Source organism: Sorangium sp. So ce176 (genome assembly GCF_051519835.1).
Classification (GTDB): Bacteria; Myxococcota_A; Polyangia; order Polyangiales; family Polyangiaceae; genus Sorangium; species Sorangium cellulosum_G.
The window spans coordinates 966,673-982,440 of sequence record NZ_CP150371.1 but is presented as its reverse complement, the minus strand read 5'-3'; the positions used below and the strand labels follow the sequence as shown (position 1 = coordinate 982,440).

Below are 15,768 nucleotides of genomic sequence, written 5' to 3'. Positions count from 1 at the left end.
CCCTCTTCACGGGTCTTCCTGGCTGAACGAACCATGATCGTGCTCGAGGTAACCCAGGGTCTCGCTGCCGGGCGCACCTTCGAGCTCCAGGGCGAGCTGATCACGCTCGGGCGCTCGCCGGACAACCGGGTCGTGCTGGACGACCGCCACATCTCCGGGGCGCACGCGCGCATCGTGAGCAGCGCCGAGGGGGTGATCCTCGAGGACCTGCGCTCGACGAACGGCACGAGCGTGACGCGGCGGGGCGAGCGGATCGAGCTCGGCCCGGGGCGCAGCGCTGTCGCGCTCCAGACGGGGGACGTCATCGAGCTCGGCTCGGGCGACGCGGTGACGCGGATGGTCGTGACAATCCCGGAGGAGGCCGACGAAGCGCGGGTCGTCTCGATCCGGCGCCTCGACGAGATCGAGCCCGCCCAGGCGAAGATCGAGCGCGATCCGAGCGCGCTCTCGGCCATGTACGCGGCGCAGAAGCGCATCGGCGCCGCGAACGATCTCGACCAGGTCCTGACGGAGATCGCCGACGCGGTGCTCGCGCTGGTGCCGAGCTCGACGCACGTGACCGTGGTGCTGCGCGACGACGATCAGGAGCCGGGGGCCGCGCCGGCGGCGTTCGTCCCGGTGCTGACGCGCGTCCGCTCCGAGTCGGGCCGCGGGGCGCCGCCGGCGGGGCCGGTCCCGATCACGCGCAGCGTGTACCGGAAGGTGATCAAGGAGCGGGCGGCGGTGCTCGCGGCCGACGCGCCCATCGAGGTCGGCCAGACCGAGTCGCTGATGGGCGCCTCGATCCGCAGCACCCTCGCCGTGCCGCTCTGGAAGGGCGAGGAGATCATCGGCGTGCTCCAGGCCGACAACCGGAGCGTGCCCGGGATGCTGAACGCGGGCGACCTGGAGACGCTGCTCGTGCTGGCGGCCAACGCGTCGCTCGCGGTGGCGAACGCCCGGCTCATCAAGCGCCTCGTGCTCGCGGAGGAGCGGCTCCAGAAGGAGAACAGCTTCCTGAAGGGGCGCGAGGAGAAGCGCCGGGGCGGGGGCGCGGTCGACATCATCGGCAAGAGCGAGGCGATGCGCCGGGTGATCGCCCAGCTCGACAAGGTGGTCGACACGCGCGTCACGGTGCTGATCGAGGGCGAGACGGGCACGGGCAAGGAGCTCATCGCCGCCGCCGTGCACTACCGCTCCCGCCGCCGCGACAAGCTCTTCGTCGCGCAGAACTGCGCGGCGCTCGCCGAGAGCCTGCTGGAGAGCGAGCTGTTCGGCCACAAGAAGGGCTCGTTCACGGGCGCGACCGAGGAGAAGAAGGGCCTGTTCGAGATCGCCGACGGGGGCACGCTCTTCCTCGACGAGATCACCGAGACCCCGCTGTCGCTCCAGTCGAAGCTCCTGCGGGCGCTCCAGGAGGGCGAGATCCGCCCCGTGGGCGCGACGAGCCCGAAGCACGTCAACGTGCGCATCGTGGCGGCGACGAACCGGAACCTCGAGGACGAGGTGGCCCGGGGGAGGTTCCGCGAGGACCTCTATTACCGGCTCAAGGTCTTCCCGATCCGCCTGCCGCCGCTGCGCGAGCGGCGCGACGACATCCCGGTGCTCGCGGGGCACTTCCTGGAGCGGTACGCGGACGAGATCGGCAAGCCGTGCGGGGGGTTCAGCCAGCAGGCGATGGAGCTCATGGTCGCGTACGACTGGCCGGGCAACGTCCGGGAGCTCCAGAACGAGGTGCAGCGGCTCGTCATCCAGCTCGATCCGGGGTCGTTCGCGACGCCCGAGCTGCTCTCGCCGCGGATCCGGCAGGTCGAGGGGCTCGTGGCGCGGGCGGGGACGCCGAAGGGGTCGCTCAAGGAGATGATGGACGCCGTCGAGAAGTTCTTCCTCCTCGAGGCGCTGCGGGGGCACAACAACAACAAGACCAACGCGGCGAAGACGCTCGGGATCACGCGCGAGGGGCTCCACAAGAAGCTCCGGCAATACGGGATCTGATCCTCCCGCTGGCTCTTCCTGTTGGGGGGAATGCGGGCTTGATACAGCGGGTCGTTTCGGTCGCGTTGCGTTGGCGGTCGGGGCGCGGACGGGGCATGAGACTACGATGTTCCGGAGCGCGGGGTGGATCGGGGGCGCCGTGGCGGGGGTGCTCGTCGGACTGAGCAGCACGGCGAACGCGTGGTATTTTCCCGAGCACGTCGTGCTCGCCGAGGAGGGGCTGGCGTGGCTGCCGGAGGGCGCCAGGGGGGCGCTCGGGGAGGCGGTGAGGGACGTGGCCGCGAGCTCGCTCGTGTGCGAACGGCTCGATGAGCCGTTTTACGCCACGACCTCGCTGAAGCGGGACGCGTGTATCCCCTATGCCACGCTCGCGGCGCTCGCGGGGGACCACGCGAGCACCGCGGGGGAGCTGTGGAGTCTCGTGCGAAGAGACGAGGCTGGGGAGACGGGGCAGCGGCTCCAGTTCGGCGCTCGGACCCAGTGGCGCGATTTCCTCCGCAAGCTGCGGCAGGACGACGACGCGGCGGCGCCCTCGGACCGGAGCGACCTCGTCCGAGATCTCGATATCTACCTCCTCGGCGTCGACGGCGACTACGTGGCTCGCGCCAAGCAGAACATCACCCACTTCCAGGCGGCGGGGGAGCCGCTGACCCGGGTCACCGAGGACGTCGCGCGGAGAGGGCGAGTCGACAACGCGCTCGGCCAGTTCATCGGACACCACCTGCGCTCGCTGCAGCTCGCGACGCGCGCGAGGGAGGCGCCGGGCGGCGCGAGGGCGGCGCTGCGGCGCGACGCGCTCCTCGAGCACGCCTATGCGCTCCACTTCCTCCAGGACGCGTTCGCCGCGGGTCACGCGGTGATCACCGCAAAGCAGCGGAGAGCGCCGGAGGATCGCATCGGCACGCACGATCACTTCAACCGCATCGGCGTGTCGGTGACCCGCGTGCTCAACGCCGCGCCCTGCCCGCTCCTGCGGGCCGGCGTGGACGACGCGCGCACCCCCGGCCTGCCCGCCTGCTGGGAGACGACAGGCGACGGCTTCCTCGGCACCTCGCCCGCCAGCCAGGACCGGCTCCACGCCGCAGAGGCGACCGCGCGCGCGCAGATCCAGCTCGCGATGGCGCTCGACCCCCGCTGGGTCGAGCGGCTGCTCGAGCCGGCCGCGTGCGCGCAGCCGGCGCCGGCCCGCGGGGCGCGGGCGCCCGCGCGCGACGTCGACCTCGCCATGAGCCTGCTCGACCCGACGCCGGCGTGGTCGCTCGGCCCGGCGCAGCGCCGGATGCTGAGCCCTACGTGCGAGCGGGTGAGGCACGTGCTGCGGAGCGCGCTCGCGGCGCTCTCCCGGCTGCGCGAGCGCCGCGGCGTCCCGGCGTTCTCCGGCAACACGAACGAGGACGTCCCCCGCCTCGTGGAGCCCGACGCGCTCGGGCGCCCCTTCGCGCTCTGCACCCGGCCGGCCGCGCGCGCCGACCCGGGCATCGACTGGTTCGCGAGCGTGCTTTGCAGCGATCCGGAGCGGGTCGTCCTCGGCGCCCCCGACACGAGCCTCCTGCGCCCGATCCTCGCCGTCTGGCCCGTGCCCCAGGCCGAGGCCGGGAGCCTCGAGGGCGAGGACCCGATCGCCCGCGGGTTCAGCTACCAGGTCTGGCTCTCCGCGCCCCTCGCCCTCCGCGGCGCCTCCGACGAGCAGCCAACCCAGGTCTCGTGGAACCCCTCGTTCCTCATGGGCGTCTCGTACCGCTGGCAATACGTCCTGTCCGGCCGCCCCAACGCCGCGCTCTTCGAGGCCAACGTCGGTCTCCAGACCACCGTGCGCAGCGGCGGCCGCTCCCATTTCGGGTCCTCCGCCCTGACGGAGCTCAGGACGCCTGTCCTCTCCATGATGTTCTGGGCCATGGCCAACGGCGTCACAAGGGCCTTCGACGGCGGCCGCGGCCTCGCCGACACCGCCGACGTCATCGAGCTCATGCCCTGCGGAGCGCGCTTCTATTTCGATCTGACCAGCTCCGACAGGCCGTTCTTCGACGGCTTCGACGTCGAGGGGCCCGCGCTCCTGCTGCCGCTCGAGCGCGATCTGCTCGGCACCCAGGGCGTCTCGCGCATGCCGCTCGAGATCCGATCGCGCTTCGGCTGCGCGCAGCGGTGCCAGGCGTTCTCCGTGTCCCTCGAGCTCGCGACGGGCGTCTCCAGGCTGTTCTAGCGCTCACGGCCCGGTGCTCGCGGCCCCCGCCAAGGCCTTGGACTTCGGGCCGCCGTCGGTGTTACAACCAGATCGTCTCGGGGGGATGGGATGCGCGCAGCGCGGACGGCTGTGCTTGCCGGGCGGCCGAGGGGGGCGAAGCTCGCGACCGCGCGCCGCTCCGGCCGGCAAACGAGCACGAGGGGGAGGCGGGAACGTGAACGAGCTCGGAGACGAGCGTCTGAGGACGCGAACCGGGGAGTTCTCCTTCGACAAGGAGAACAGGATCATTCGCTTTGACCTCCACGAAGGCGCCGTCCAGACGCTCGCCGACGCGAAGGAGAACGTCGCTGGACTCAGGCGATTCAGCAAGGGCACGCCGTACGCATTCCTGTGCGATCTCACGAGATGCAAGGCCACGGACCTCGACGCTCGCAGCTACTACGGCGCGGACGAGGGTCGGCAGGCATACCTCGCGATGGCGCTCGTGGGCGCGCGGCCGATCGGGCGGATGATCGGCAACGTCTTCCTCGCTGTTTACGGGAACCGTGACAGGCCCATCCGGCTCTTCTCGGACGAGCGGGAAGCGACCCGGTGGTTGAAGGGATTCGCTGGCTGATGGCCGCCGACCCCCGAGACGATCCGCGCGTCGCAGAGCTCTGCGAGCTCGCCATGAGCCTCGTCCCGGCCGGAGGGCGCGGCGAGCTCGCGGCGGTCCCCGGGGCGGATGCGCTCGACGTGGCCCTCTCCGCGCTGAGGTCGCTCGCGGCGGAGCGCTCGGGCGCGCGCGCGCTCGACGACCGTTGCGAGCGGCTGGAAGGGCTCCTCGAGGTGATCGTCGCGCTCGTCGGGTTCGACTACGCCAAGAAGGCGCCCATCAGCGACAGGAACGATCTCATCGACGGCATGGCGGCCGGCCTGAACATGCTCGGCGAGGAGCTCGCCTGCTCGACGGTCTCCAAGACCTATGTGACGAGCATCATCGAGTCGATGATCGATGTGCTCATCGTGGCCGACCGGGATCGCGGGATCCGCAGCGTGAACCAGGCGGCGTGCGACCTGTCGGGCTATCCCCGGGACGAGCTCATGGACAGGCCGATCGGCCTCGTGTTCCCCGGGCTCTCGGCCGGCGCGCTGATCGACGCGGGCGGCGCGCGCGACGAGCGGGTCTGTCTGCGGAAGGACGGGCGCACCGTCCCGGTGTCGTTCCTCGCCTCGGTCATGCGCACCGACGGCGGGCAGATCCACGGCATCGTCTGCGTGGCGCGGGACCTCAGCGAGAGCAAGCGGGCCGAGGAGGAGCGCTGGCGCCTCCGCGAGGCCGTCCATCGCCAGGCGATCCTCGTGGAGGAGCTCTCGACGCCGATCATCCCCATCGCCGACGAGATCCTGGTGATCCCGCTCGTCGGCACGCTGGACGAGCAGCGGCTGTCGCGGATGACGGAGGCGCTGCTGCAGGCGCTCTCGGCCCGGGGAGCCAGCGTTGTCATCCTCGACATCACCGGGGTGCGCACGATGGACCAGCAGGCCGTGTACGGGCTCACCCGCTCGGTCGGCGCCGCGCGGCTCCTCGGCGCGCAGGTGCTGCTCAGCGGCATCCGGCCGGATGTGGCGCGGGCGCTCGTCGAGATCGGCGCGGAGCTCGACGGCGTCGCGACGTTCGGGTCGCTGCAAGGCGGGATCGTCCACGCGCTGCGGGGCGTCGCGCGGCGGGGCCAGCTCGGCCCCGCCGCGCGTCCTGCCTAGCGGCGGCGCTGTCGAGGGGTCGCGCTACCGCTTCGGGTTGGCGCGCATCTGCTTCGAGATCTGCTTCCAGCGCCGCTTCTCCTCGCTCCGGGCGCGCGCGTCCTGCTGCAGCGCCACGTGGCGCCGCTCCGCCCCGAGCTTGCGGTAGGCGCCGAGGCGGTCCGGGTCGAGGTCGCCGGCCTTCACGGCGCGGAGCACCGCGCACCCGGGCTCGCCTTCGTGCGCGCAGTCGCGGAAGCGGCACGTCCCGGCGAGGGCCTCGACGTCGTCGAAGCCCGCCGGACCCGCCCCGTCCGCGGACCAGAGGCCGAGCTCCCGCACCCCCGGCGTGTCGATGAGGAGGCCGCCGCCGGGCAACGGGAAGAGCTCCCGGTGGGCGGTCGTGTGGCGGCCCCGCTCGTCCGACGCCCGGATCTCCCCCTCGCGCTGGATCTCCGCGCCGAGCAGGCGGTTGCTCAGCGCCGATTTCCCCACGCCGGACGAGCCGACGAGGGCGATCGTCTCCCCTGCCCCGATCTCGGCGCGGAGCGCGTCGAGGCCCGCGCCGGACAGGGCGCTGACCAGCGCGATCGGCGCCGCGGGGGCGACCTCCCGCGCCGCGTCGATGAACCGCCCCGGATCGGGGCAGACATCCACCTTGTTGAGCACGAGCACGGGGCGCGCGCCGCTGTCGAGGACCGCCTCGATGTACCGCTCCAGCCGGCGCAGGTTGAAGTCGGCGTTCGGCGACGTGACGATGAACACCTTGTCGATGTTGGCCGCGATCACCTGGGCCTCCACCGTGGGCCCCGCGGCCTTGCGGCGCAGGCAGGTGCTCCGCGCGAACGTGTGCACGATGTACGAGGGCCCGGCGCCGTCGCCGGGCCTGAGCCCCACCCAGTCGCCCACGGTGGGGAGCGCCGCGCGGTCCGCGGCCTCGTGCGCGAGCCGCCCGCTGACGACCGCGACGCGCGGGCCGTCCGCTGTCTGCACGTGGTGCCGCGCGGCGGAGGCGAGGACGACGCGCGCGGGCTGCACGGCGTCCTCAAGACTGGCGAGCTGCCTCGCGAAGAAGGGAGTCCATCCGAGCCCGATCAGGCCGGACTGCTGTTCGTGGTGAGAAGACGGATCAACGAGAGAGTCGGAGTTGATGGACATGACGGGACGAGCGCTCCATGGCGTTCGGCCGCGCGCAGGCTGCGGCGCGCGGCGGTCGACGGACAGGGGCGCGGCGGCGCGCGAGCGCGCCCGCGCCGGCCAATCACGCGCGGGGCCGCCGCGGCGCAGAGGCTCGTCGACCGATCAGGACGTCACGCCAGAGAGGGCGCGCCCGGCCAGGGCGGATGCCCTGCTGGACGAGCGAAATCGCGAGGCGAACGGCGCCGGAGACGGCGCGCGCTCGGGCAGGCGACGGCGTGGGGACGAGCCTCAGCGAACCGCGGCGGACACGACGGCGGCGGCGGGGTGATGCGTGTGCTGTGTCTTGCCACTCATGACCTGACCTCCGTTCGGCGTGCGTCACAACGACGCGGCGCCACCTAGAATCCGCCAGCGCGGCGCCGCCGTCAAGCGCCGCCGCGCCTGCCCGGTCGCGCCGCGCTGGCCGCGGCGGTCCTCGGTCGACTCGCGCTCGCGCTTCGCCCTCGGGCGGCGGAATCGGTGGACCGCTGTGGGAGGGGTGGGGACGAGGGGTGGTCGACACCGACGCACAGGCGCCGGGCAAAAGCCACGAAACCCCGAGATCCGAAGCCCGGGACCTGATCTGAGACCGCGAGGCCGGCGTCGTCCGGCCCTCCCCGGCCGGAGCGGCGGCGGGAGGTTGCGAGGAGGCCCTGGCCGCACTAGGGTCCTTCGCTCCATGCCCACACACTTCGAGCTCGTCTCCGAATTCAAGCCGTGCGGTGACCAGCCTCGCGCGCTCCAGGAGATCTGCTCCGCTTTCGAGCAGGGCGAGACCTACCAGGTCCTCCTCGGCGTCACGGGCAGCGGCAAGACGTTCACCGCCGCCAAGGTGATCGAGAAGCTGCAGAAGCCGACGCTCATCATGGCGCCGAACAAGACGCTGGCGGCCCAGCTCTACGGCGAGATGAGGGACCTCTTCCCCAACAACGCCGTCCACTACTTCGTCAGCTACTACGACTACTACCAGCCCGAGGCTTACGTCCCGACGAGCGACACGTTCATCGAGAAGGACGCGATCATCAACGACGCGATCGACCGCATGCGCCACGCGGCGACGCACGCGCTGCTCTCGCGCCCGGACGTGATCATCATCGCCTCGGTGAGCTGTATCTACGGCATCGGCTCGGCCGAGAGCTACCACGGCCTGCTGATCAAGCTCGAGCGCGGCACCGAGATCCGCCGCGACGAGCTCCTGCGGCGGCTCGTCGACATCCAGTACACGCGCAACGACGTCGATTTCCACCGCGGCACGTTCCGCGTCCGGGGCGACGTGGTCGAGATCTTCCCCGCCTACGAGGAGTCGCTGGCGATCCGGGTCGAGTTCTTCGGCGACGAGATCGAGGCGATCAAGGAGGTCGACCCGGTCCGCGGCAAGGTGGTGGGCCAGCTCGACCGCTACGCCGTCTTCCCCGGCTCCCACTACGTCACCGAGCAGCAGCAGCTCCGGCTCGCGATCCAGGCGATCCGCGAGGAGCTGCGCGAGCGCATCGACCACTACGACAAGGCCGTCCGCTTCCTCGAGAAGCAGCGCATCGAGCAGCGCACGATGTACGACCTCGAGATGCTCGAGCAGATGGGGTTCTGCAACGGCATCGAGAACTACTCGCGCCACCTCTCCGGCCGGAAGCCCGGCGAGCCGCCGCCGACCCTGATCGACTATTTCCCCAAGGATTTCCTGCTGATCATCGACGAGTCGCACCAGACGGTCCCGCAGGTCGGGGCGATGTACCGGGGCGATCGGGCGCGGAAGGAGACGCTTGTCGAGTACGGGTTCCGGCTCCCCAGCGCGCTCGACAACCGGCCGCTGAAGTTCGAGGAGTTCGAGCAGCACTACGCGCAGGTGCTCTTCGTGAGCGCGACGCCCGGCGACTACGAGCTGCAGAAGTCGGCCGGCACGGTGGTCGAGCAGATCATCCGGCCGACCGGGCTCATCGATCCGCAGATCACCATCCGGCCGGTGTCCGGGCAGGTCGACGACCTGCTCGCGCGCATCCGGGAGCGGGTGGCCCGCGGCGATCGCGTGCTCGTCACGACGCTGACCAAGCGGATGGCCGAGGATCTGACCGAGTACTACACGGAGCTCGGCATCCGCGTCCGTTACCTCCACTCGGACATCGACACGCTCCAGCGCGTGGAGATCCTCCGCGATCTGCGGCGGGGCGAGTTCGACGTGCTGGTCGGCATCAACCTGCTGCGCGAGGGGCTCGACCTCCCCGAGGTGTCGCTCGTCGCCATCCTCGACGCCGACAAGGAGGGCTTCCTCCGGAGCCCGCGCTCGCTGATCCAGACGATCGGCCGCGCCGCCCGCAACGTGAACGGCGAGGTCGTGATGTACGCCGATCGCATCACCGACGCGATGAAGCGCGCGATGGACGAGACGACCCGGCGGCGCGCGATCCAGGAGGCGTACAACAAGGAGCACGGGATCACGCCGGCGACGGTGAAGAAGGCGATCCTCGATCTATCGCCCACGTCGGGCACGCGCGACTACTACGCCGTGCCGAAGGGGCCGGCGAAGCCCGCGGCGGAGGCGGCGCGCGCGGCGATGGACCTTGTCGACCAGATCGACGCGGTCCGGCAGGAGATGTTCGCCGCGGCGGAGAACCTCGAGTTCGAGAAGGCGGCGCGGCTGCGCGACCAGCTCCGCCAGCTCAAGGCGCAGCAGGGCGACGGCGACGCCGGCGCCGCGCGCGAGGTGGCCGAGGAGAAGCCGGCGCGCTCCGGGCGGGCGGCGACCCGGCGCGGGGCGGCGGCGGGCCCGGCGGCGGCCAAGGGCGGCGGCGGCGGGCGCGCGGCGGCGGGCGCCAAGACCGGCGGGCGCGCGGCGGCCGGGCGCGGCCGTTACCGATAGCGATGGATCCGCGGGGCAAGCGGGCGGGCAGGGCTTCAGCGGCAGCGCGTGACAGAGGCTCTCAGGGCGCCGATCAGGGATCGGCGTCGGACACTCGAGCTCACGAGACAGCCCTGCCGGGGGCCCATGATGGCGAGTCGGCTTCAGCCCTCTTTCGCGCTGTCGGTGGATGCGATCGGCGTCGACCCGGGGACACGGGCCTGTTAAGGGGCCTGCGATGGCCGTACCCTCCGATCCTATCCTCATCACCGTCTCGGGCAGGGACTCCCCTGGCATCACCGCTCGGCTCACCGGTATCCTCAGCGACATCGGCGCCACGCTGCTCGACATCGAGCAGGTGGTGGTGCACGGGAACCTGAACCTCGCGCTGCTCGTGCTCTTCCCGGAGACGCGCAGCGGGCTCAAGGAGCTGCTGTTCGCCGCGAAGGAGCTCGGCGTGGCGCTCGACTTCAAGCCGCTCGACGGGGGCGCCCCGGCGCGGGCGCCCGGGAGCCGCTACGTGGTGACGGCGATCGGGCGGGAGCTCGGCGCCAAGCAGCTCCACGGCGTCGCCGCGACCCTCGCGGCGCACGACGCGAACATCGAGAAGATCGCGCGGCTGTCGGTCGAGCGGCTCTCGTCGGTGGAGATCCAGGTGCTGCTCCGGCGCGAGGAGGAGGCCGACGCGCTCAAGCAGGCCCTGCTGGCGCTCGCGATGCAGAACAGCTTCGACCTCGCCCTGCAACGCGAGGGGCTCTTCCGGCGGAGCAAGCGGCTCGTCGTCATGGACATGGACTCGACCCTCATCCGCATCGAGGTGATCGACGAGCTCGCGCGGGCCAAAGGGGTCGTGGAGCAGGTCGCGAAGATCACCGAGCGGGCCATGCAGGGGGAGATGGATTACGACGAGTCGCTCCGCCAGCGGCTCGCGCTGCTCCGCGGCCTGGACATCGGCGTGCTCCGGAAGCTCGCCGCAGAGCTCCCCATCACCGAGGGCGCCGAGACGCTCATCCGGGTGCTGAAGCGGCTCGGCTACCGGACCGCGGTGATCTCGGGCGGGTTCTCGATCGCAGCAGAGGCGCTGAAGGTCCGGCTCGGGATCGACTACGCCTACTCGAACGCCCTCGAGGTCGAAGGCGGCAAGCTGACCGGACGGGTCACAGGCCCCATCGTCAACGCGCAACGCAAGGCGGAGCTGCTCGAGACAATCGCCCAGGCAGAGGGCGTGCTCCTCGATCAGACCATCGCCGTGGGCGACGGCGCCAACGACCTCCTCATGCTCCAGCGCGCCGGGCTCGGGGTCGCGTTCCGCGCGAAGCCCAAGCTCCGGGAAGCGGCGGACACCTCCCTGTCCGCGAGCGGCCTCGACGCCATCCTCTTCCTCCTCGGCCTCACCGAGCGCGAGCTCCTGGAAGTGGCGTGAGCGGCGCGAGACATCGAGTCTCGACCAGGGACGAAGAAACAGAGTCCGGCCGACACAGCGCCCCGCGACCGAGCGGGCGGCGCCTGACCCAGTGCAGCGCGGCCCCTCGACAGCCGCGCCGGGCACCAGCAGTTAACCGATTAAGTTCTCGGCTGGCCGGTCAGCCATGGGCTGGTGCTCCCGGCGCGCCGGCCGCGCCGCTCGCCGGCGGCGCCCGCGGGCGCCGGGATGGATGTGGGAGCGCCTGCGCAGACCCGGCGGTCTCCGGCGGCGCTCGGCGCCTGCGCGAGCGTCGGCTCGCCTCGGGGCCGCCGTGCTATCCAGACGAGGCCTGGCGATGGAGCCGGTTCACCCGGCGGGCTCGATCCGCCGCCCGGCAGCGGAGGTGAGGCGTGAAGCGTCCGACGATCACGGACATCGCGTGGCGTGCAGGGGTATCCAAGGGAGCGGTCTCCTATGCGCTCAACGGCAGGCCCGGCGTGTCGGAGCCGACGCGCGAGCGCATCCTCGCCATCGCGGCCGAGATGGGCTGGCAGCCCAGCAACGCGGCGCGGGCGCTCTCCGACGGGCGCGCGAACGCGGTCGGCCTGGTCATCGATCGGCCCGCGCACACGCTCGGCATCGAGCCGTTCTTCATGCAGCTCATCTCGGGCATCGAGGCGGAGCTGTCCGAGAAGGCGGAGGCGCTGCTGCTCAAGGTGACGGAGGATCGCGCGGCCGAGGTGGAGACCTACCGCCGCTGGTGGGCCGAGCGGCGGGTGGACGGGGTGATCCTCGTCGACCTCCGCGAGGACGATCCGCGCGTGAAGCTTGTCGAGGAGCTGCGGCTCCCCGCGGTCGTCATCGGCGGGCCGGCGGGCAAGGGGCAGCTCTCGGGCGTGTGGAGCGACGACGGCGGCGCCATGAAGGCGGTGGTCGACTACCTCGCCGCGCTCGGCCACCGGTCGATCGCGCGCGTCGCCGGCCCCGCGGAGTTCTTGCACACCGCGATCCGCACGAAGGCGTTCAACGCCGCCGCCCGCCAGAGGCGCCTCGAGCGGGCGGAGACGGTCCACGCCGATTACACGGGCGAGGCGGGCGGCCAGGCCACGCGCCGGCTGCTCGCGCAGGCCACGCCGCCGACGGCCATCGTCTATGACAACGACGTGATGGCCGTGGCCGCGCTCGCGGTCGCGCACGAGATGCGCGTCCCCGTGCCCGAGCGCCTCTCGATCGTGGCGTGGGACGACTCGGCGCTGTGCCAGCTCGTGCACCCCGCCCTGACCGCCGTGCGCCGCAACATCGCCGAGCACGGCTCGCGCGCCGCCGCGCTGCTCCTCCGCCTCGTCGCCGGCGAGCCGATCGACGACGCCGAGTGCAGCGCGCCGACCCTCGCGACGCGGGGCAGCACCGCGCCGCCCGCGCCCCCCTGACCCGAGCCCATCGCCCGCGAGGCGGCGCGGCCCTCCTTCGAGGCCGTGGACACTGAACCGATTAAGTGCTCTTCTCGCCGCGCGCAGCAGGGGCGCGACCAGACCAGCACGAGAGGGAGCATGCACCGCAATTTCGCCAAAGTCGCTGTCCGCAATCGAGCGGTCGCCTGGCTCGGGGCCAATTTCTGGTCGAGGCGCGGCGGCCCGCTCATGTGGAAGAGCTATGATCCGGCCCTGATCCGCGAGGAGCTCCGGGTGCTCGCCGAGCACGGCCTCACCATGACCCGGTCGTTCTTCTACTGGCCGCACTTCATGCCCGAGCCGGACCGGGTCGACGAGGAGTGCGCCGCGCGCTACGGCGATTTCCTCGAGGCCCACACCGAGGCGGGGCTGACCACGATCCCGACGCTCCTCGTCGGCCACATGTCGGGCGAGAACTGGGATCCTGTCTGGCGGCGCGGGCGCGACCTCTATGGGGACGTGTGGATGGTCGCCCGGCAGGCGTGGTTCGCGGAGCAGATGGCGCGGCGCTTCTCGGGCCACCCGGCGGTGGCCGGCTGGCTCATCTCGAACGAGATGCCGATCTACGGCGAGCGCGAGCGGTCCGTGCGCGAGACCGTCACGAGCTGGGCGAGCCTCCTCGTGCAGGGGCTGCGGGCGGGCGGGGCGAGCCAGCCGATCTCGATCGGCGACGGCGCGTGGGGCATCGAGGTCACGGGCAACGACAACGGGTTCTCCGTCCGCGATCTCGGCGCGCTCGTCGATTTCCTCGGTCCTCACGTGTACCGGATGGAGAACGACATGGTCCGCCAGCACTACGGCGCCGCGTTCATCTGCGAGCTCACGGGCTTCCTGGGCAAGCCGGTCGTGCTGGAGGAGTTCGGGGTCTCCTCGGACTTCGTGTCGGGCGAGAACGCCGCGCACTATTACCGGCAGGTCCTCCACAACACGCTGCTGGCCGGCGCCACCGGCTGGATCGGCTGGAACAACACCGATTTCGACCTCATTCACCAGGACCCTTATCGGCATCACCCCTTCGAGCTCCATTTCGGGCTGACGACCACCGAAGGTCGCCCCAAGCCGCAGCTCGTGGAGATGGCCCGCTTCGCGAGGGTGCTGGCCGACATCGACGTCCTCGGCTGCGAGCGCGAGCCGGCCGACGCGGCGCTGATCGTCCCGTCGTACCTGGAGGGCGCGTTTCCGTTCACCGAGGCCGAGGACCGCAGCTATCTGTTCACCATGCTGCGACAGGCCTACATCGCGGCGAAGGAGGCGGACCTGCCGGTCGGGCTGACCCGGGAGCGGGACGGGATCGCGGAGGACTGCCGGCTGTATCTCCTGCCGTCCACCAAGCAGCTCACCGCGCCGACCTGGCATCTCCTGGAGCGGCTCGCCTCGGAGGGCGCGGTCGTCTACGCGTCGTACTGCCACGGCACGCACGGCTCGCAGCGCGGTCCGTGGTACGCGCACCTCGACGCGATGTTCGGCGTCGAGCACCAGCTCCGCTACGGGATGGTCGACCCGGTCGAGGACGCGCAGGCGACGCTCACCTTCCAGCGCCCTTTCGGCACGATCGCGGAGGGCACCACGCTCACGTTCCCGGTGGCCGGCACCGAGCACAGCCGCGCTTACCTGCCGGTGCGTCCCCGAGGCGCGGAGGTCGTGGCTGTCGACCAGCGCGGCCGGCCGGCGCTGCTGCGGCGCCAGGTCGGTCGCGGCAGCATCGTGCTCTGCACCTATCCGGTCGAGCACTTCGCCGCGGCGACCCCGCGGGTCAACCCGGAGCCGACCTACCGGCTCTACGACGCGCTCGCCGCGCTCGCCGGCGTGCGGCGGCCGGTGACCGTGGACGATCCGCGCGTCGCGGCCGACACCCTGCGCCACCGCGACGGACGTCGCTTCGTGTTCCTGGTGAGCCAGTCGGAGCAGCCGCTCTCGGTCAAGCCGGCCGCGGCCTCGGGGCACCTCGTCGAGCGGGGCGGCGAGACCCCGGTCCACACGGTCGAGCTCGCGCCGTACGACGTGCGGATCCTCGAGCTGCGCGCGCAGTAAGCGGCTCAGTACCAGCGGGGCGTCCCGCAATCGACGTGCAGGTGGTCCCGGTGGCTCGCGTCGAAGTCCGGCCCGAGGACGCGCGACGCGGCCCCATCGGCGCGCAGCCGCCGGGTCACGCTCCTCAGGAAATGCCCCTCCCGGGTGCTCGGCTCCTTGCCATACAGCACGTAATCGCGGAGCACGCTGATCGCGCGCCCGCGCTTCGGGGTGAAGCGCGCGATATCGAACGCATTGCCGAACGAGTGCTCGCTCAGGCCCTCGCTCCACTTGCGCATCCTGCCGACCACTTCCCGGCAGGCATAGCTCCCCAGCGTGCTGATGCGGGTGATCGGCGAGCCCAGGTGCGCTTCTGCCTCTTCCTGGATGACGCGCTCGATATCGACCAGCCGCAAGGCCAGCGAGCAGTCGATCTGCAGCGGCGGCGAGTACACGACGCCTGTCGGGCCGCGCCTCAGCAGCACGCCGCGCGGGATGCCGCACCCCTTCTTGTTCGGCTTCTGGGTGTCGGGGATCGGCTGGAACCGCGCGCCCGTGCTCTTCAGCGCGTCGCGGCACTCCGCGCCCGCGGCCGCGGCGATGTGGTTCCACTGCCGCTGCGCGCGCGGCGGCCGCTCGCGGAGGCCGGCGGCGTCGGCGAGGTGGTCGACCCAGGCGCCCGCCCCTCCGGACGACGCAGGCGCCGGCGGCGCAAGCTCTCCCCCGGCGACCGGCGGCGCCGCGACGGCGGGCGCCGGCGAGGCCGACGCACCGCCGGCGAGGGCGGACGCCGCTCCAGGCAAGGCCGGCGCCGGGGGCGCGATCAGCGCGGCTCCACCGAGCTCGGAGAGCGTCGGGCTCCCGTGGGAACAGGACATCACCGAGATCATCGCCGCCGCGGCGAGCGCCGGAAGCAAGCGTGCGTGCACACCGATCTCCGTACCTCGGAGGGCGAGCCGCGCAAGACGAGCGACCTGCCCATCTCCGGGTTGCAGCTCACATAGCGCACCGG

The 15,768-nt window shown here is 71.8% G+C and carries 10 protein-coding genes; 8 read left to right on the top strand and 2 right to left on the bottom strand.

Going from position 1 to position 15,768, the window contains the following annotated elements:
- Window positions 1-33 precede the first annotated feature (33 nt).
- The 4 genes from WMF42_RS03670 to WMF42_RS03655 all read left to right on the top strand — a co-directional run bounded on the left by WMF42_RS03670 (window position 34) and on the right by WMF42_RS03655 (window position 5,899).
- Window positions 34-1,974 carry a sigma 54-interacting transcriptional regulator gene (locus tag WMF42_RS03670; protein ID WP_061606917.1) on the top strand — a complete coding sequence of 647 codons (1,941 nt, stop codon included), beginning with the start codon at window positions 34-36 and terminating at the stop codon, window positions 1,972-1,974.
- A 106-nt stretch (window positions 1,975-2,080) separates the two neighbouring features.
- Window positions 2,081-4,174 carry a hypothetical protein gene (locus tag WMF42_RS03665; RefSeq protein ID WP_437690191.1) on the top strand — a complete coding sequence of 698 codons (2,094 nt, stop codon included), beginning with the start codon at window positions 2,081-2,083 and terminating at the stop codon, window positions 4,172-4,174.
- A 196-nt stretch (window positions 4,175-4,370) separates the two neighbouring features.
- Window positions 4,371-4,772, top strand: a complete 402-nt coding sequence (locus tag WMF42_RS03660; protein ID WP_061606919.1) for a DUF7793 family protein — start codon at window positions 4,371-4,373, stop codon at window positions 4,770-4,772.
- Window positions 4,748-5,899, top strand: coding sequence for a PAS domain S-box protein (locus tag WMF42_RS03655; protein WP_199693571.1), 1,152 nt, complete (start codon window positions 4,748-4,750; stop codon window positions 5,897-5,899). Before WMF42_RS03660 ends, WMF42_RS03655 begins: the two co-directional genes overlap by 25 nt.
- 24 nt (window positions 5,900-5,923) lie before the next feature.
- Here WMF42_RS03655 and rsgA read toward each other — a convergent pair whose 3' ends face one another.
- Complete coding sequence (gene rsgA, locus WMF42_RS03650) at window positions 5,924-7,036, bottom strand: ribosome small subunit-dependent GTPase A (protein ID WP_437690189.1); 1,113 nt, start codon at window positions 7,034-7,036, stop codon at window positions 5,924-5,926.
- 700 nt (window positions 7,037-7,736) lie between these two features.
- Between rsgA and uvrB the strand changes: the two genes are divergently transcribed.
- The 4 genes from uvrB (at window position 7,737) to WMF42_RS03630 (ending at window position 14,777) form a co-directional block, all read left to right on the top strand.
- Window positions 7,737-9,911, top strand: coding sequence for an excinuclease ABC subunit UvrB (gene uvrB / locus WMF42_RS03645; RefSeq protein ID WP_437690187.1), 2,175 nt, complete (start codon window positions 7,737-7,739; stop codon window positions 9,909-9,911).
- 217 nt (window positions 9,912-10,128) lie between these two features.
- Window positions 10,129-11,313 carry a phosphoserine phosphatase SerB gene (gene serB / locus WMF42_RS03640; protein ID WP_061610977.1) on the top strand — a complete coding sequence of 395 codons (1,185 nt, stop codon included), beginning with the start codon at window positions 10,129-10,131 and terminating at the stop codon, window positions 11,311-11,313.
- 392 nt (window positions 11,314-11,705) lie between these two features.
- On the top strand, window positions 11,706-12,725 hold the full coding sequence (locus WMF42_RS03635) for a LacI family DNA-binding transcriptional regulator (protein WP_437690185.1): 1,020 nt from the start codon (window positions 11,706-11,708) through the stop codon (window positions 12,723-12,725).
- Window positions 12,726-12,845: 120 nt separating this feature from the next.
- A complete protein-coding gene (locus WMF42_RS03630) occupies window positions 12,846-14,777 on the top strand; it encodes a glycoside hydrolase 5 family protein (protein ID WP_437690183.1) in 1,932 nt (643 codons plus the stop codon).
- A gap of 5 nt (window positions 14,778-14,782) precedes the next feature.
- Here WMF42_RS03630 and WMF42_RS03625 read toward each other — a convergent pair whose 3' ends face one another.
- A complete protein-coding gene (locus WMF42_RS03625) occupies window positions 14,783-15,685 on the bottom strand; it encodes an extensin-like domain-containing protein (RefSeq protein ID WP_437690181.1) in 903 nt (300 codons plus the stop codon).
- Window positions 15,686-15,768 lie beyond the last annotated feature (83 nt).